General features: G+C 72.3%; 20 protein-coding genes. 11 read left to right on the top strand and 9 right to left on the bottom strand.

Annotated features, from left to right (window positions below):
* Positions 1-96 precede the first annotated feature (96 nt).
* The 7 genes from ACIBK5_RS20620 (at position 97) to ACIBK5_RS20650 (ending at position 4,748) form a co-directional block, all read left to right on the top strand.
* A complete protein-coding gene (locus ACIBK5_RS20620) occupies positions 97-315 on the top strand; it encodes a hypothetical protein (RefSeq protein WP_399021319.1) in 219 nt (72 codons plus the stop codon).
* Positions 312-1,427: a sensor histidine kinase gene (locus ACIBK5_RS20625; RefSeq protein WP_399021320.1), complete on the top strand. Its 1,116-nt coding sequence runs from the start codon at positions 312-314 to the stop codon at positions 1,425-1,427. Before ACIBK5_RS20620 ends, ACIBK5_RS20625 begins: the two co-directional genes overlap by 4 nt.
* A complete protein-coding gene (locus ACIBK5_RS20630) occupies positions 1,424-2,026 on the top strand; it encodes a DNA-binding response regulator (protein WP_399021321.1) in 603 nt (200 codons plus the stop codon). Before ACIBK5_RS20625 ends, ACIBK5_RS20630 begins: the two co-directional genes overlap by 4 nt.
* A 127-nt stretch (positions 2,027-2,153) precedes the next feature.
* Positions 2,154-2,828: a hypothetical protein gene (locus ACIBK5_RS20635; RefSeq protein WP_399021322.1), complete on the top strand. Its 675-nt coding sequence runs from the start codon at positions 2,154-2,156 to the stop codon at positions 2,826-2,828.
* A 60-nt stretch (positions 2,829-2,888) separates the two neighbouring features.
* Entirely contained in the window at positions 2,889-3,557 is a 669-nt protein-coding gene (locus tag ACIBK5_RS20640) for a DsbA family protein (protein WP_399021323.1), read from the top strand.
* 39 nt (positions 3,558-3,596) lie between these two features.
* On the top strand, positions 3,597-3,986 hold the full coding sequence (locus ACIBK5_RS20645; protein ID WP_399021324.1) for a hypothetical protein: 390 nt from the start codon (positions 3,597-3,599) through the stop codon (positions 3,984-3,986).
* Positions 3,987-4,094: 108 nt separating this feature from the next.
* Complete coding sequence (locus tag ACIBK5_RS20650) at positions 4,095-4,748, top strand: DUF3105 domain-containing protein (protein WP_399021325.1); 654 nt, start codon at positions 4,095-4,097, stop codon at positions 4,746-4,748.
* On the opposite strand, the gene ACIBK5_RS20655 is transcribed toward ACIBK5_RS20650, so the two are convergent.
* The 5 genes from ACIBK5_RS20655 to ACIBK5_RS20675 form a co-directional block, all read right to left on the bottom strand.
* A complete protein-coding gene (locus ACIBK5_RS20655; protein ID WP_399021326.1) occupies positions 4,691-6,115 on the bottom strand; it encodes an aldehyde dehydrogenase family protein in 1,425 nt (474 codons plus the stop codon). The genes ACIBK5_RS20650 and ACIBK5_RS20655 overlap by 58 nt on opposite strands.
* Positions 6,112-6,534, bottom strand: coding sequence for a cupin domain-containing protein (locus ACIBK5_RS20660; protein ID WP_399021327.1), 423 nt, complete (start codon positions 6,532-6,534; stop codon positions 6,112-6,114). The genes ACIBK5_RS20655 and ACIBK5_RS20660 overlap by 4 nt, the downstream gene beginning before the upstream one ends.
* A gap of 14 nt (positions 6,535-6,548) precedes the next feature.
* Entirely contained in the window at positions 6,549-6,851 is a 303-nt protein-coding gene (locus tag ACIBK5_RS20665; protein ID WP_399021328.1) for a putative quinol monooxygenase, read from the bottom strand.
* A complete protein-coding gene (locus tag ACIBK5_RS20670) occupies positions 6,848-7,933 on the bottom strand; it encodes an Ldh family oxidoreductase (protein WP_399021329.1) in 1,086 nt (361 codons plus the stop codon). The genes ACIBK5_RS20665 and ACIBK5_RS20670 overlap by 4 nt, the downstream gene beginning before the upstream one ends.
* Before the next feature lie 105 nt (positions 7,934-8,038).
* Positions 8,039-8,764: a GntR family transcriptional regulator gene (locus ACIBK5_RS20675; RefSeq protein ID WP_399021330.1), complete on the bottom strand. Its 726-nt coding sequence runs from the start codon at positions 8,762-8,764 to the stop codon at positions 8,039-8,041.
* 191 nt (positions 8,765-8,955) lie between these two features.
* Here ACIBK5_RS20675 and ACIBK5_RS20680 point away from each other — a divergent pair, with 191 nt between their 5' ends.
* Together ACIBK5_RS20680 and ACIBK5_RS20685 are read left to right on the top strand one after the other, a co-directional pair.
* Positions 8,956-10,311 (top strand): phosphatase PAP2 family protein, encoded by a 1,356-nt coding sequence (locus ACIBK5_RS20680; protein WP_399021331.1) that lies wholly within the window; start codon positions 8,956-8,958, stop codon positions 10,309-10,311.
* A 98-nt stretch (positions 10,312-10,409) separates the two neighbouring features.
* A complete protein-coding gene (locus tag ACIBK5_RS20685; RefSeq protein ID WP_399021332.1) occupies positions 10,410-11,213 on the top strand; it encodes an alpha/beta fold hydrolase in 804 nt (267 codons plus the stop codon).
* Between the two features lie 89 nt (positions 11,214-11,302).
* On the opposite strand, the gene ACIBK5_RS20690 is transcribed toward ACIBK5_RS20685, so the two are convergent.
* Genes ACIBK5_RS20690 through ACIBK5_RS20700 form a run of 3 tightly spaced genes read right to left on the bottom strand, consistent with a single transcriptional unit; the run spans position 11,303 to position 13,300 of the window.
* Positions 11,303-11,914, bottom strand: a complete 612-nt coding sequence (locus ACIBK5_RS20690; RefSeq protein WP_399021333.1) for an RraA family protein — start codon at positions 11,912-11,914, stop codon at positions 11,303-11,305.
* Positions 11,911-12,567, bottom strand: coding sequence for an RraA family protein (locus ACIBK5_RS20695; RefSeq protein ID WP_399021334.1), 657 nt, complete (start codon positions 12,565-12,567; stop codon positions 11,911-11,913). Before ACIBK5_RS20695 ends, ACIBK5_RS20690 begins: the two co-directional genes overlap by 4 nt.
* A 37-nt stretch (positions 12,568-12,604) precedes the next feature.
* Positions 12,605-13,300, bottom strand: coding sequence for an RraA family protein (locus ACIBK5_RS20700; RefSeq protein ID WP_399021335.1), 696 nt, complete (start codon positions 13,298-13,300; stop codon positions 12,605-12,607).
* A gap of 103 nt (positions 13,301-13,403) precedes the next feature.
* On the opposite strand from ACIBK5_RS20700, the gene ACIBK5_RS20705 reads away from it, so the two are divergent.
* Entirely contained in the window at positions 13,404-14,393 is a 990-nt protein-coding gene (locus tag ACIBK5_RS20705) for a LysR family transcriptional regulator (protein ID WP_399021336.1), read from the top strand.
* Here the strand turns inward: ACIBK5_RS20705 and ACIBK5_RS20710 are convergent.
* Positions 14,283-15,701 (bottom strand): hypothetical protein, encoded by a 1,419-nt coding sequence (locus ACIBK5_RS20710; protein WP_399021337.1) that lies wholly within the window; start codon positions 15,699-15,701, stop codon positions 14,283-14,285. The genes ACIBK5_RS20705 and ACIBK5_RS20710 overlap by 111 nt on opposite strands.
* A 244-nt stretch (positions 15,702-15,945) precedes the next feature.
* Between ACIBK5_RS20710 and ACIBK5_RS20715 the strand changes: the two genes are divergently transcribed.
* On the top strand, positions 15,946-17,007 hold the full coding sequence (locus ACIBK5_RS20715; RefSeq protein ID WP_399021338.1) for an N-acetylmuramoyl-L-alanine amidase: 1,062 nt from the start codon (positions 15,946-15,948) through the stop codon (positions 17,005-17,007).
* Positions 17,008-17,019 lie beyond the last annotated feature (12 nt).

The following is a 17,019-nucleotide window of genomic DNA, read 5'->3' on the forward strand; positions in this document are numbered from 1 at the left end:
GGGGGGTGAACCCATGACACGGTGTCACTGGTGCCGCCCGTGACCAGGCAGAACACTACGGGGAGACTCTGCTGTTCGACCTCCGGAGCGCCGTACATGGACACCAGACCCCTGCGCATACTGCTGACGGCCAACACGGCCGTCTTCCTCCTGGTCTGCGCGGTCTTCTTCGTCCAGCACCTCGGCCTCGGTCTCTACCCTGACGACATGGAGTCCTGGCTCGAGAACAACCAGTGGCTGATGTGGGCGGCCGCGGCCCTCACCGTGGCGAGCGCCTCGGCGATCCCGGTCCTCAGCGTGCGGACTCGACGGTGAGGCCACCGGACCGTGAGGGAACACGGGAACGGCTGCGCCGGCTGAACGTCAGGACGATGGTCACGGTGACCGTCTCCTCGGGGGCACTGCTGGTGGCCGTCGATGCCCGGACGTGGTGGGACGCCGTCATCCTGAGCCTGGGTGTGGCCGCGGCGCTGGTCGCCTCCGCGCGGTGGACGGCGAGCGGCATTCCCCGAGTCGTCCTGCCGTGCCTGATCGTCACCGCGCTGGTGTGGATCGCCGGGGTGCTGGTGGTGGGTGGCCATACGGCGTTCTACGGCATATCCGTCCTGGGCCCCCTGTACGCGCCCAAGCTGCCACGCCACCGCATCCTGGCCGCCGTCGGGCTGATCGTCTTCGTCGCCGCCGTGGGCGCGGCCCGGCTGCTGGTCGCCCCGGCGGAGGTGCTCGAGGTCCTGATCCTCTACGTCCTCATCCCGGTGGGCGTCACGGTCGTGGTGACCGGCAGCATGTTCGCCGGGCAGGTCTTCTACGACCTCGTCGAGGAACTGGAGCAGTCACGGGAACGCGAAGCGGAACTGGCCGTCGTCCGGGAACGCGTGCGTTTCGCCAGTGATCTGCACGACATCCAGGGCCACACACTGCATGTGGTGAAGCTGAAGATCGCGCTGGCCGAGAAGCTGGTGCACAGTGACATCGGGCGGGTGGAGGAGGAACTGCGGGAGGTGCGCGCCCTGGTCGGCGACACCCTCACCCAGACCAAGGAGCTGGCGTACGCACAGCGGCGGCTCAATCTGTCCGTGGAGCTGGAGAACGCGAAGAACCTCTTCGAAGCCGCGGGCATCCGCGTGCGGGTCGACCGCGAGGCCGACGTCGACGAGCGGGTCAACGAGCTGCTCGGGCAGGTCCTGCGGGAGACGACGACCAACATCCTGCGCCACGCGCAAGCCACCCAGGTGCGGATCACCCTCGCGGAGTCGGGCATCACCATCGTCAACGACGGCGCGGGGACGGCTCCCCTCTCCGGGCTCAGCGGACTGTCCGCACTCAGGGAGCGTGTGGGCGACAACGGAGGTGAGCTGACGGTGGAGCAGACGGACGGGCGCTTCCTCACGGCCGCGGCCTTCTCGTACGGGAGGACCGGCCGATGACTACCGTGGTGCTCGCCGACGACGAGGCTCTGCTCCGCAAGGCGCTGGCGGCGCTGCTGGGCCTCGAAGACGAGATCACCGTGCTCGCCGAGGCACAGGACGGCGCATCGGCGGTGCGGGCCACGCTCGAGCACCGGCCCGACGTGCTCGTCATCGATCTCGAGATGCCCGGTGTGGACGGACTGGGCGCCGTCGCGGAGATCCGCCGCGCCCGGCCGGAGCAGGTGATCCTCATGCTGACCCGGCACGCCAGGCCGGGAGTGCTCCGCAGGGCCCTGAAACTGGGCGTCCAGGGCTTTGTCAGCAAGTCGGCGGAACCCGCGCACATCACGGCCGTCATCAGCACGCTGCACGCGGGCAAGCGCTGGATCGACCCGGACGTCTCCGCGCTCGCCGTCGTCGACGACTGCCCCCTCACCGACCGGGAGATCGACGTCCTGCGCGTCACCCGCGACGGCTATTCCGTCGCCGACATCGCCGCCCGCCTCCACCTGGCGGAAGGCACCGTACGTAACTACCTCTCGAACGCCATGCAGAAGACCCAGACCCGGACCCGGCACGAGGCGGCGCGCTACGCGTGGGAGCACGACTGGCTGTAGGGGCGGGCACCGCGGGAGCGTCAGCCGCCGCCCGGTACGCTGCCGGGGCACGTGCGGGGTACCGAGCCCTCGCAGCCTGAAGCCCCCCGTCCGTCCGGTTGCGGACGGCTCCCGAAGGCCGAACCTGATGCGACCGCACCGCCCGCGAGGACCCGCCTCCCCGGCGTCCGGTGTGCTGCGCGGTCTCAGGGCGGGTGTGCTCGCCGTGCTGTGTGTGCTGCTGCCGCTGGCGGGGCACGTGCTGGCGCAGTGCCACGCCCCTCGGTGGATCATCGTGGCCGGGACGGTCGCGGTGGCGGTGCCGGGCGCGGCGGTGCTGACGCGGCGGAGGCTGACGGACGCCCAGGCGCTCGCGGTGCTCGCCGCCGCACAACTGGCCTTTCACGCCGCGTACTCCCTGCCCGGCGCGTGCCTGGCCGTGGCGGATCAGGGCGGCTCCGCCGGCTTGTCCCGGCTGGTCGAGCACGATGCGGTCGCCGGGCCTTCGCACGGAGTGGCCCTGGCCGGTCACGCGGTCACGCTGCTGCTCGCCGCCCGTCTGCTGGGCCTCACCGAGCGGCTGCTGTGGCAGAGCGGGACGCTCTGCGCGGTCGTACGACGTCTGCTGCTGTTCCTGTGGCCGCTGCTCGGCGGCCGCCACGGCAACGGCCCCCAGGTCCCGGTGCGCGAGAGCGCCGCTCCGCCGGTGTCGGCGCTGCTGGTGCGGCTGAACGAGGGCAGGGCGCCCCCGCGTCACGGGCGCGGTCCGTTCGTCCCGCCCCTTCTCCGGCCGACGCCGACCGGTGGTCCCCGCCTGCCCTGACGGGCACGCGGCGGGCATCGCCGCCCGGTGGGCCGGGGCCGTCACTCCCACCGAGGAATCATGAAGAAGCAGTACAAGCACCTGATCGTCGCCGCTGTCCTCGTGGCCGGCTTTGCCCTGGCTCTCGGCTCCTACCTGCTGCTGCGGCCCGACGACCGCGGCAGCGCCGGGGCGGATGTGCGGCCCGCCGCCGAGGCGCTGCCCGTCCGGGGCTCCAGCCACCGGCTGACCGAGCCGGAGCGGAGCGAGCTCACGATCGTCGAGTTCCTCGACTTCGAGTGCGAGGCGTGCGGGGCGTACTACCCGGTCGTGGAGCGGCTGCGTGAGGAGTACGGCGACCGGGTCACCTTCGTCGCCCGCTACTTCCCCATGCCGGGACACCGCAACGCCGAGCCGGCCGCACGCGCCGCCGAGGCCGCCGCCCGCCAGGGCAGGTTCGAGGCGATGTACACCAAGCTCTTCACCACGCAGAAGGAGTGGGGCGAGTCGCAGGAGTGGAAGGAGCCCGTCTTCCGCGGCTACGCGAAGGAACTCGGCCTGAACATGGAGAGGTTCGACGCCGACTTTGCCGATCCGGAGACGGCCGGACGCGTTCAGGCCGACCAGCGCGACGGCCTCGGCCTGGGCGTCCAGGGCACCCCGACCTTCCTCGTCGACGGGACCAAGGTCCAACCTCCCGCCTCCTACGAGGAGTTCAGGACGCTCATCGAGGACAGGCTCGGCGACTGACCGCCCCGGCGCCCCCAGAAACCGCTTAACATCACCGTGATGACGAGCAGGACGCCGCTGACACAGCGCAGATCCCGCGGAGCGTGGTGGACCACGTGGGCCCGGGTCCTCTGTCCTGCTCTCGCCGTCCTGCTCGCGGCGGTGGTGATGTGCCTCGGGTACGCGGAACACGGCGCCGGTGACGACCGGGCCGGGCACCACGCCGTGACGGCGGTGCATCTGGACGACTGCCCCACCGGCGACACGTGCTGTGCCCGGGCCGTACACCCGGCGGCGGGGGTGCTCGCGGCCCCCGTACAGACGATCCCGGCGCTTCTGCCCCGCATGCCGGATCTCCCCAGGCGGCAGGGCGGCCCCGCGCTCCTCGCCCAGCCCCCACCCGCGAGCGGCACTCCCGACCTGCACGTCCTTCAGGTGCTGCGGACCTGAGCCGGATGCCATGACGCCGTGCGCCCACGCAGGCACACGGCGACCCGGACATCCATGCCATCCCCGCACCCACCGCCGTACGGCGCGAAGGAAGAAGGACACCCAGCCATGAGCAAGACCGGCAAGAAGGCCGCCGCCGTTTCCCGCAAGGCCCGCATCGAGGAGATGCGCCGCGCCGAAAGAGCCCGCGAGCGCCGCAACCGCGTCATCACCATCACGCTCAGCACGGTCATCGTCGCCGGACTGGCCGGCTTCGGCGCCTACGCCCTGAACAAGGCCGAGGAGAAGGACGAGCAGCAGGCCGCCGCCGCGAAGAAGCCCGTACGCGGAGAGAAGACGTGGGACGCGAAGAAGCTGGGCCGTAATCACGTCCAGGCCGCCGTCGACTACCCGATGAACCCGCCCGTCGGCGGCGACCACAACCAGGCCTGGATGACCTGCGACGGCACCGTCTACACCAAGGCCATAGGCAAGGAGAACGCCGTCCACTCCCTCGAACACGGGGCGGTCTGGGTGACGTACAACGACAAGGCCGCCGACGCCGACATCAAGGCGCTCGGTGACAAGGTCTCCAGGACCCCCTACACACTGATGAGTCCGGTCGACGACCAGTCCGGGACGATCACGCTCTCGGCCTGGGGCTACCAGCTCACCGTGGACAAGGCGTCGGACCCGCGGGTCGAGCAGTTCCTGACCAAGTACGTTCAGGGCGCGCAGACCCCCGAGCCGGGCGCCGCCTGCACGAACGGACTGACCCAGTAGGTACGCGTGTTGGTGAACTCACGGATGCCGGCGGCGGCCAGCTCCCGGCCGTAGCCGCTGCGTTTGGTGCCGCCGAACGGCAGACGGGGATCGGAGGCGACGACGGCGTTGACGAACGCCGCGCCGCTGGTGACGCGGCGGGCGATGCCGACGCCGTGGGCCGTGTCGGCGGTCCACACGCTCAGGCCGAGCCCGTAGTCCGTGGCGTTCGCCAGCCGGACGGCGTCCGCGTCGTCGCGGGCGACGGCCAGGGCGGCCAGGGGCCCGAAGGTCTCCTCGTCGAAGGCGGCCATGCCCGGTCCGGTGTCCGCCAGCACGGTCGGCCGGTAGAACCAGCCCTCGCCCGGCACCGGCTCGCCCCCGGTCAGCAGGCGGGCTCCGGCCGCCACCGACTCCTCGACCTGCCGCTGGACCGCCGCGCGCAGGTCGTCCCGTGCCAGCGGGCCGACCTGCGTGTCCCGTTCGCGCGGGTCACCGAGGCGCAGGCCCTCCACGGCGCTGACGAAGGCGGTGGTGAAGGCGTCCGCGACGGCCGTGTGGACGATGAACCGCTTGGCGCACACGCAGCTCTGGCCGGAGTTGGTGAAACGGGCCCTGACCGCGGCCGCCGCGGCCTGTTCGACATCGGCGTCGGCGAGCACCACGAAGGCGTCCGAACCGCCCAGTTCCAGCACGGACTTCTTCGCCGCGCGCCCGGCCGCCGCCCCGACCGCCGCACCGGCCCGGTTGCTGCCGGTGAGGGTGACCGCGGCGATCCGGTCGTCCTCGATGAGCCGGGCGGTGGTCCGCGGCACCTCCGCGTCCGCGATCAGCAGCGCGGTCACCAGGTGCTCGGGGAAGCCGGCCTCCACGAAGAGGTCCTGCAACGCCAGGGCGCTGCCGGTGACGTTGGAGGCGTGCTTGAGGAGAACGCCGTTGCCCGCCACCAGCGAGGGAACGGCACAGCGCATGACCTGCCAGACGGGGAAGTTCCACGGCATCACGGCCAGCACCAGGCCGGCCGGTTCGTAGGCCACCCAGGCCTGCGCGCCCTCGACGGTCACCGGCTGGTCGGCGAGGATGTCCGGGCCCTCACGGGCGTAGTGGTCGGCGGTCAGCGCGGACTTCTCCACCTCGCCGGCGGCCTCGGTGACGGGCTTGCCCATCTCGGCCACGGCCAGCTCGGCGAGCCGGCCGGCGTGCTCGCGCAGGGTGCGGGCCAGGCGGGCGGCACGGGCGGCCCGTTCGGCGACCGGGACCAGCGCCCAGGCCCGGGACGCGGTGTGCGCCCGCTCCACGGCGGCCTCGATCCGGGGGCCGTCCCACGCCGCGTAGGTGGCCAACGGCTGCCCGGTGGCCGGGTCGACGGTGGTGATGACGCCGCTCATGCGGTGGGCGCCCCTCCCTTGTCGTGCTCCGAGAGATGCTCGAAGGTCTCGCCGGTCGCGGTGATGGTGCGGGTGACGTCCCGGCCGCCGTAGACCCAGTAGATCCGCATGACGCCCTCGCCCCGGTTGAGGAAGCGGTGCGGGGTCCCGGCCGGGACCCAGGTCGCCTGCCCGGCCTCCAGGTCGAAGAACTCGCCGTCGATCTCGGCGGTCGCCTCGCCTTCGAGGACCAGCACCGACTCCTCGACGTTGTGGCTGTGCAGGGGCAGACCGGTGCCCGGCTGGAAGACGGTCTGCCCGGTGGTGATGACCGCCCTCGCGGAGTTCCACTTGCCGACATAGGGGATGGTGGCGACACCGCCGCCGCGGTCGAAGCGATCGACCTCGTCGGGGTGGACGATCAGGTGGTGAGCGCACATCAGGACGGCTCCGTTCAGGAGTGGTGGAACAGGCGGCGGGAGAGGGTGTTGACCTGGCTGCCGGGGACGACGTACCGGGCCGCCGCCTCGCGCCAGACCTGGAAGTGGGGTGCGGCGCGGTGGGCCTCGACGGCCGCCTCGTCGACGTAGAGCTCGTGGAAGACGAAGTGGTGGTCGTCGTCCAGGTCGCACACGACGTCGAAGTAGCGGCAGCCGGGCTCGTCGGAGAACGACCGCTCGGCGTTCTCCTCGATGGCGGCCAGGAACGCGTCGCGGCAGCCGGGGACAACCCGGAGGGACACGGTCAGCGCGATCATGCGGGCGGCTCCTGGGGGACGGTCGGGGCGGGCAGGGGAACGGCGGTGGTGTCGGCGACGCGGCCGAGGGAGGTCCAGGTGTCGTCGACGAGGGTGATGCCCTCGGTCCGCAGCCGCTCGGCGGTGCGCACCTCCGGCTCGCCGGGGACGAAGACCTCGGCCGTGCCCGGGGCGGTCGGGGCGGACTTGGTCTCCTCGATCAGGGCCTCCATCCGCCGCTCGAACTCGGCCGGGTCGGCCATGGAGCGGATGTCGACGCAGATCAGCAGATGGCCCACGCCACTGCGGCCGGTCGGCCGGTAGGGGCCCACGACGCCGGTTCCGAACGCGCTGCCGGTGAGCACACCGGCCAGCACGTCGAACATGAAGGAGATGGCGTAGCCCTTGTGGCCGGCCATCGGCAGGATCAGGCCCTCGACGGCGCGGCGCGGATCGGTGGTCGGCACACCGTCCGCGTCGGCCGCCCAGCCCTCGGGGATCGGTTCGCCGCGCTCCTCGGCGTGGTAGATCTTGCCGCGCGCGACGGCGGTGTTGGCGATGTCCATCACGACCGTGCCGTAGCGGCCGCCGGGCGCGGCGATCGACCAGGGGTTGGTGCCCAGACGCTTCTCCCTTCCGCCCCAAGGCGCCATCGCCGGGCTGGCATTGGTGGCCAGCAGCGCCACACAGCCCTCCTCGGCGGCCTTGCGGGTGAAGTAGGCCGCGGTCCCGAAGTGCCCGGAGCCGCGGACCGCGATCGCGCTGATGCCGTGCTCCCGGGCCCGCTCCACCCCCAGACGCGTCGCGCGGTCGGTGAGCACCTGGCCCAGACCGTCGCGGCCGTCCAGTACGAGGACCGCGCCGTTGTCGCTGACGACTTCCGGGGACGCGATCGCGGCGGTCGCCCCGCTCGCGACACGGGCGAGGTACCACGGCAGACGCAGCATCCCGTGCGACGGATGCCCCCACAGTTCCGCGGTCACCAGGGTGTCCGCGAGCAGACGGGCGTCGTCGCGCGGAACGCCGTGGGCTTCTGTGGTGGCGGCGGCGAATCCCAGCAGATCCGCCGCCGCGACGGTGTACGGCATCAGAGGGCCTCTCACCTGCGAACGGTCTTGTATCCACTCCTGTATACAGCAAGCGGCGCGCGTGAGGAACCCGGAGTCCGAGAACGCGCATGTCCCCGCTCCTGTGCCGGAGCGAGGGAGTCAGCCGACGACGCCGAGCTGCACCTCGCCGCCGAGGGCGAAGTCCTGTGCGGTCAGGCCCTCGATGAGGGCCTGCAGCGTCTGCGCCAGATGGTGACGGCAGGCCGCCGACGCGGCCTGTGCGTCGCCCCGGGTGATCGCCCTGAGCATGGCGCGGTGCTCCTCCAGCGACGTCAGCATGCGCCGGGGTCCGCTGTGCGACAGATGCCGCAGCCGCGCGGTCTGGCTGCGCAGGTCGCCGATCGTGCGGGCGAGGTAGGGGTTGCGGCACGCCGCGACGACCGCCTGGTCGAACCGCTCGGCCAGCTCGTAGAAGCCCTGGTAGGCCCGCTCCTGCTCGGCCGCGCTCAGCACCCGGAAGGCCGCGTCGAACTCGTCCAGCCGCTCCAGGAGTTCCCGGAACGGCACGAGGGTCTGCTCGCGGGCCGTGCCCGCCGTCGCTACCGAAGCGGCCGCCTCCGGCTCCAGCAGCATCCGGAAGTCGAACAGGGCACGCACCCCGCCCAGTGAGATCCCCGCCACGCGGGCCACCTCGCCCGGCACGAAGTCGACGAGCCCCTCACGGGCCAGCCGCCGGATCGCCTCGCGCACCGGGGTACGGGAGGCCCCCAGCTCCTCCCCGAGCTGGATCTCGCTCAGCTTCGCGCCGGGGCGCAGGCGCAGCGACTCGATGTCGCCCTTCAGTTGCTCGTACACCGCTTCGCTCTTGCCGGTCGCCCGGACCATGACACTCCCTCGTCGCCAGACCGCACATCGTGCTGTATACAGCCTATAGCGGCGAGGGCCTGACCATCTGAGTCGGCTCGAATCACCCGTAATCGCGAGACTCATCCGCATCGCTCCGCTAGCATGTTCGAGCTTGTGATGAGCACCCATCGCCCTTCTTCACCGGAAAACTGACTAAAAAATTGATATCCATGGCATCGCGTTTGTTTGCGCGAATAGGCAGCAGAACGACGTTCGCCGCATGGCGTCAACCGCGTGTGCTGCTATGGGCCGTGGCGGGGGTGATCACCCTCGGATTCCTCATCGTGCTGGAGATCGCCGCGCGTCACTACGGCGTGCCGGGGCCGATCACCTGCCAGGTGCAAGAGGTGATACTCCCTCCCAAATCGGGCTGGTTGCTGTATGCCTGCCTGGCCATGGCGCTGGTGGTGCTCACCCGGCGGCAACGGTTCATCGCGGTCGGCATCGCGGTCGGCATCGACGCCGTCTTCCAGCTGGTGCGGTGGGCCGTCGGCGCGCCCTTCCTGGCCGACGGACACCCGTTCGGCAACGGTGCGTTGTGGGTGATTCTGGGCATCGCGGTCATGGCCGTCACACGCCGCACCGGCACGGAACGCGTGCTGCTGCTGAAGGGCGTCGGGCTCGGACTGCTGCTGGTGGCCGGCCGTAAGACCGGAGACACCTGGCTGCTCATCACGTCGAAAACCCAGCCGACGGTTCTCGACCAGTACCTGGCGTCCGCCGACCACGCGCTCGGCAACCCGTCGTGGCTGGTGGGCCGTATCGTCATGGCGACCGACCCGGTCGGCACCCTTCTGCTCGACGTCGTCTACGCACAGCTCGCGGTGGGCGCGGTCGTCGTCGCGCTGTACCAGCTGCGCAACGTGGCGGCCGAGCGCCGCTTCCCGAAGCATCACCTGGTGCGCACGTTCCTGGTGATCGGCCTCCTCGGGCCGGGCATCTACATGATCTTCCCGGTGGTCGGGCCGGTCTTCGCCTACGGTGCCGACGGCGGGCACTGGGCGCTGGCCAACCTGTGGCCCGACCTGCCGCCGCCGGTCGGCGCCCCGCAGGCGATGCCGTTCGACGGGATCACCCCGCGCAACTGCATGCCCAGCCTGCACACGGCGTGGGCCGTCGCGATCTACCTCCATTCCCGCCGGGGCCCGCGCCTGCTGCGCTACGGGGGCACGTTCTGGCTGATCGCCACGCTCACCGCGACGCTGGGCTTCGGCTACCACTACGGCGTGGACCTCGTCGCCGGTGTGGTGTTCACGCTCACCATCGAGGCGGCTCTGCGCGCACAGGCACGCGGCTGGGACCGGTCCGGAATCCAGCTGGTCACCTACGGCACGACGGTGTTCGCCGCGCTTCTGGTGTCCTACCGCTGGGCGCCGGTGGAGATGGCCGCGCACCCGCAGGTGGCCGGGTCCCTCCTCATAGCGGCGATGGGCTCCGTGATCTACGGCTACATACGGACGACGCGGGTGTGGGAGCCCGAGGCCGCACCGGTGCCGAAGCCGGAACCCCAGCCCGAGATGGTCTGACCGCGTCGGTACGGCGCGAGGGCCGAGACGCGCCGCCTATCGCCGGCAGTCGAAGTCAGACTTTGAGTCTCTCGACGGCGTCTGGTGGACTCGACGGCATGGCAGTGCTGAACGAACGCCTCGACCTGCGGGTGGACGGCGTGGATCTGAGTGTCGCCGCCCTCCGCCGCCCCGGGGACGGCGACCCCGTCGTCCTCCTGCACGGCTTCGGCTCCACCAAGGAGGACTACGCCGACCTCGCCGCCCACCCCGCCTTCGCCGGACGGCCCTTCCTCGCCTACGACGCGCCCGGCTGTGGCGAGAGCGGGTGCGCGGATCTGCCGGGGATCTCGGTCCCGTTCCTCGTGAGGACCGCCCGGGCGGTCCTGGCACGGCAGGAGATCGGACGGTTCCACCTGGTCGGGCACTCCATGGGCGGCCTGACCGCCCTGCTGCTCGCCGACCAGGAGCCCGATCGGGTGCTGAGCTTCGTCGACATCGAGGGCAACGTGGCCCCCGAGGACTGCTTCCTGAGCCGACAGATCATCACGCACCCCTCGGACGGCCCGGAGCGCTTCCTCGCCGACTTCACCGAACGAGTGCGCAGCTCACCGCAGTTCGCCGCCGCCCTGTACGCGGCGAGTGTGCCCCACAAGGTCCGGCCCGGCGCGGTCCGCGGCATCTTCGAGTCGATGGTCGACCTGTCCGACCACGGCGACCTGATGGCCACCTTCCTCGCACTGCCCTTCCCCCGCATGTTCCTGTACGGCGAGCAGAACTCCTCCCTGTCGTACCTGAAGGAACTCGCCGCGCACGGTGTCGAACTGGCCGAGATCCCGTACAGCGGCCACTGGCCGATGTACTCCAACCCCGTGGCCATGTGGGAACGCATCGCCGGCTTCCAGGACCGCGCCCGACGGTGACGCACGGCGCCGGGCCCGGATCGCCGTACCGTCAGGCGCCGGGCCCGGATCGCCGTACCGTCAGGCGCCGGGCCCAGATCGCTGTGCCGTCAGGCGCCGGGCCCGGTGGGCAGGCCGTAGAACTCCAGGGTCGTCATGCCCGAGCGGATGGCCGTGAGAGCCCGCCGCTCGGCCAGCACCCGGGCATCGGCCCGGTCGAGCGTCCCGGGCACGGCCTGTGCCGGTACGGCCACCACGCCGTCCGCGTCGCCGACGACGAGGTCGCCGGGCCGTACGACGACGTTCCCCACGCGGACGGGGACGCCGAACCGGCCGGGGTGGTCCTTGCCCGTGCCGACGACGGTGATGTGCCGGGCGAAGACCGGGAAGTCCAGCTCCGCCTGTTCGGCCGTGTCCCGTACCCCGCCCTCGACGACCAGACCGCGGATGCCGCGCCGCTGCGCCGCGACCGCGAGGATCTCGCCCCAGTGGCCGTGCCGGGCGCCCTGCAGGTCGGCGACGAGGACGCTGCCCGGCGGGGCCTCGGCCACCGCCCGGTGCAGGGCCAGGTTGTCGCCGCCCACACCCTGCACGGTGAACGCCGGCCCGGCCGCCCTGGCTCCCGGCCAGGCGGCGCGCAGGGCGGGATCGCAGGCACGGGCGGCCCCGGAGGATGCCTCGTAGAGGGTGGCGGTGCCGTGACCGCGCGCCGCGTCCGTCATGACCGGCTCCTCGTCTGGAGTGTGTGGTAGCCGAACCGTTCTCGGGCCTCGCGCAGGGTGCCGCCCCGGCGCGCGGCCTCCACGATCCCGGCCTCGGCGTGCTCGATGCGCTCGGCGATCCCGGCGACGCGCTCGGCCTCGGCGGCCGGGACGACGACCACGCCGTCGGCGTCGGCGCACACCAGCGCACCGGGGAGGACCTCGACGCCGCTCACGGTCACCGGCTCGCCGGCCGACACCAGGCGCACCCGGTCCTTGCCGGTGCGCATGAACCGGCCCCGGCTGAAGAGCGGGTAGCCCTGCGCGAGGGACGCCGACACGTCCCGGCACACCCCGTCGATCACCGTGCCGGCGATGCCCCGGTGGGCGGCGAGTCCGGTCATGATGCCGCCCCAGACGGTGACGTCGGTGCGGCCGTCGTTGCCGATGACGACGACCGACCCGGGCGGGACGTCGTCGAGGAAGTCGCCGACCGTGCCGGTGCCGGACTCGTCGACCGGCGCGTAGCGGACGGTGAAGGCCGGGCCGGCCGCCCGGAAGCCGTCGGAGAGAGGGGACAGGCCGTGCAGGGCGCCCTCGACGCCGATCCGGTCGAGGGCGTCGGAGAGCGCGGCGGTGGGCAGCGCGCGCAGCCGCGTGAGGACGCCGCTCATCGCGTCGCCTCCGTTCCGGCACGCGTGAGGACGCCGCTCATCGCGTCGCCTCCGTTCCGGCCAGGCGAGCGTTCCGCCCTTCCGTTCCGGCCAGGCGAGCGTCCCGCATCGCGTCCGGCAGCGGGACACCGGCCCGTACCTCGGCCTCGATGGCCGCCTCGCGGTCCGCGAGCCGGCGCGCCGCCTCCAGCACCTCGGCGGCACGCTCGCGCGGGACGACCACGACGCCGCCCTCGTCCGCCAGCACCACGTCACCGGGGGCGACGGTCACCCCGCCCAGCGAGACGGGCTCGCCCGTCGACCTCTGCCGCAGCCGGCCGCGCGCGGTCACCGGCACCAGGGCGCGCGCGAACACGGGGAAGCCCAGTTCACGAGCCTGCCGCACGTCCCGGCAGGCACCGTCCGTGACCACGCCGCGGACGCCGCGCACCGAGGCGCCGACGCTGACGATGCCGCCCCAGGAGGACACGTCCGTCCGGCCGCCGTTCGCGACCACGACGAGGTCCTCGGGGCCGGCCTCGGCGATCGCGTCCGTGAGGATGTGGGAGCCGCCGTGCTCCCCGGTCAGGGGTTCGAGTGCGATGGTCCGCGCGAATCCGGCCACCTTGGGCGTGCCCCACATCGGGCGCAGCCCGCCCTGTCCGGGAGGCAGCCCGCAGGCGTCGAGGGCATCGGACACGGTGGCGCTGTCCAGCTCCGCGAACCGGTCCAGCAGGGAATGTCCAGCAGTCATGGCGCCAGTCAAACAACGCGGCTCCATATACTGAAGGTCTGATTTCCTCTGCCATCGATATTTGGAGCGACTCACAGGGGGGCGACTCCATGAGGAGCGACTCATGATCGAGGTCCGTCAGGCCCGCTACTTCCTCGCCGTCGCGGAGACGCTTCACTTCGGCCGCGCGGCCGAGCGGCTGCGGATGTCCCAGCCGCCCCTCAGCCAGGCGATCCTCCAGCTCGAACGGCAGCTGGGAGTGCGGCTGTTCGACCGGAGTGAACGCAGGGTACGGCTGACCGAGACCGGCCGCGCGTTCGCCGAGGAGTGCCGCGGGCTCGTCGCGGCCGCCCGGCACGCCCACGAGGTGGCGACCCAGGCCGAGGCCGGTCTGGTGGGCACGCTGCGGATCGGCGTGGTGACCTCGGCGCTGAGCGAGCCGCTGCTGGGCACCCTGGCGGCCTTCCGGGACGCCCGGCCCCGGGTCGACCTGCACCTCACGGAGGTCGACACGGGGGAGGGGCAGGAGGCCGTCGCCCGGCACGAGATCGACCTGGCAGTCATCCGGCCGAGCGCACCGGTGCGCGGCCTGCGCGTACGGCCCTGGCGGCACGACCAGTTCGTGATCGCGCTGCCGGACGGGCATCCGCTGACCGGGGACACCACGGACCCGGTCGACCTCTCCGGCTTCGCGGACGAGCCCTGGGTGTGGCTGCGCCGCGAGGCGTCCCCCGACTACCACGACCAGCTCATGGCGACCTGCCGCAGAGCGGGCTTCACCCCGGAGGCACGGCATGTGGCCAACTCCATCCTGACCCAGCTGGCGATGGTGGCCTGCGGCCTCGGCGTCACCCTCGTACCGAACGTGGCGGTCCGCTCGATCCAGGGCCCGATCGCCTACCGGCCGCTCAGCGACACCGCCGACATCGTCGAACTCTCCCTGGTCTCACGGGACGGCGGGCACGAGCCGCTGGTGGAGGAGTTCCTGCGGCACGCCGCCGGCTCACGTGCCGCGCAGGTCGGCGGCGAGTTCGTCCCGCCAGTGGACGGAGATCCGCCGCTGGAGGACCGCCTCGGCCGCGACGGGCAACGGGAGCCGGAGGAAGGCCCGTAGCGCGTCGGCCGCGTCGCTGCGCGCGACCCAAGCGGTGAGGTCGTCCTCGGACACGGGCCCGCCGTCGCCGCCGGACAGCGTCGTCCTGGTCGCGTGCACCTCCGCGGCCAGGGCCCGTATCCGCAGGGCCAGGGGATCGTCCTGGTCGCAGTCGACCGGCAGACCGCGCTGGATCCGGTCGAGGGCCTCCGTCACCTCCGGGTGGGTGTCGAGGTGCGTCTCGGCCGCCAGCCGGGCCAGCTGGGCCGCGACGGCGGTGCGCAGCCGCCGGGGTGGAGTCCGCTCCACGAGCCCGGCCAGGTCGAAGTCCCGTACGCAGGCCTCGGGTTCACGCTCGGGCAGGTCGTCCAGGAGGGGCAGCACCAGAGCGCTGGTCAGCTCCTCCCGCCCCTCCGGGTCGTAGACGATCCCGAACTCCCCTTCCAGGACGGCCAGGAAGCGGGTGTAGGCGGCGGTGGACCCGGGCCAGAGGTCCACACCGAGGCGCCGCGCCCACGGTCCGCCGGCGTGGTTGCCCTCCCGTGGTGACATGACGCGCCGGGCGTCCTCCTCCGGGCCCGGCACGCCGTCCTCCGCGAAGGTGAGAGCGACCTCGGGGCCCCGCCTGGTCAGGACCACCACCCGCGTGCCGGCCGACAGGGCGCGCAGCACCTCGGGCCGGGCGAACTGCGCGGCGCCGCCCTCGATCGTGGCGTACGCCCATCCGCCGACGGCACCCGCACGGACCAGGGGCCGGTGCGCTGCCCAGGCCGACTCCACCGCCCGCCGGGCCTGCCGGCGGTCGCGCGGCCGGACGGTGGCGGGCACAGCGCCGAGCCGGCGCAGCATGTCGCCCGGCGTCAGCCCTGCGGCGAACGCCACGTCCGGCTGGTCCGGGAGCGGTTCGGGACTCCGTCGGCCGGTGCGGACGAAGAGGAGTCTCTGCGTCCCACTCCCAGCGTCGCCGTGCGTGGGTGCCGGCGCGGCGCTTTCGGCGTGCTGCGGTAAGACCGGCCTGCGGGGGAAGGGCGGGTCCGACTCCGGCTCGGCGAGCCGGTCGGCGTGGCTCAGCGCGGAGACCGGGTCGGCGGACACGGTCCTCTCCTCCTCCCACAGCAGCTTTCCGGCCACGGCGAGCGGGATCCGGCCCAGGAACGGGAGGCCGCCCTCCAGCGCGTCCGCCAAGTCGGCCAGAACACGACGCGGCGAGGAACTCCCGTCGATGCCCGGGATGATGGGCAGCCCGTCCTCACGGTCGGTGAGGGGGGCGTGCCGGGTCAGCCAGGCGTCGATGCGGGCCCAGGACTCCTCGACGGTGGAGATGCTCATGGCAGCGGACCCTACGCCGGGCCACCGACAGGGCCCCCGGCCTGCCGCGGCAGGGGCGTAATCCCGCCGAATTTGTGTGCGGGGGCACGGTGAGGTGAGCGGGGAGGCAAGCGGCGGAACAATGGTGAGTGAGGGCCTGGCGAGTTTCCAGGGCAGGTTCGGGCGAAGCGTTCCGCAGGCACGCTCCGTCGCCGGGCCCGCAGTCTTCGGACCGGCGTGAGCGCGCCGAAACGGAGGACCGAGCATGGCCACACCACTCACCGCCACCCGGCTCGTCGCCGCTCTGAAGGCCGAGGGCTGCGCCGTCCACGAGGTCGGCGGCTGGCGCACCAACAACCGTAACCACAAGGGCCCCTGGGGCCCCGTGCACGGCGTGATGATCCACCACACCGTCACCGGGCCCGGCACGGACGTCGTCGAGTTGATCTACCACGGTCACAGCGCCCTGCCCGGCCCGCTCGCCACCGGGTGCATCACCAAGGACGGCGTCGTCCACCTGACCGGCAACGGCCGGGCCAACCACGCCGGCGGCGGTGACGGTGACGTGCTGAACGCCGTCATAGGCGAGTCGTACGGCACGTACCCGCCGGCCACGCACGAGCACGACGGCTCGGCCGGAGCCGTCGACGGCAACGCCCGGTTCTACGGCTGGGAGTGCGAGAACAAGGGCGACGGCAAGGACCCGTGGCCGCGTGAGCAGTACCTCGCCATCGTGAAGGCCACCGCCGCGGTCTGCCGCGCACACGGCTGGGGCCACAAGAGCGCGATCGGCCACCTGGAATGGAGCGACTGGAAGGTCGACCCGCGCGGATTCGACATGGCCGACTTCCGCCGTGATGTCGCCGACGCCCTGGCCCTCCCGGCGGGCCGGTGGGAAGGAGAGGACCCCATGCCCCAGTACGTCAACTTAGGTGTCGTCGGGGAGTACGAGCTCGCTCCCGGCGCCTGGGACTCGGTCGAGTTCACCACGGAGTGGACCGACGAGACCGGCCACCACGCCACCGGCGGGAGCGTGTTCGCCCGTGGCCCGGCCCGCTTCAGCGGGACCCTCAGCCTCCAGATCGACGGTCTGCCGGCGGGTGCGGTCGTGCAGGCGCGCATGTCGGAGTACGAGGGCGACGAGCACCGGGCGGACCACCCGATCCACGAGATCGCCGGGACCGGCGGCGGCAGCTTCGTGGTCGTGCCCCTGACGAAGCGGCTCGCCTCGGGGCGCAGTATGCGGGTGCGCCTGCTGAGCCAGGCCGCCGCGCCGGTCACCGTCGCGAACGCGGTGCTGACCGTGCTGGTGTGGAAGGAGGCCTGAGGCCGGCGTCCG

Origin of the sequence: Streptomyces sp. NPDC050546, from assembly GCF_044457425.1 — a bacterium.
GTDB lineage: Bacteria > Actinomycetota > Actinomycetes > Streptomycetales > Streptomycetaceae > Streptomyces.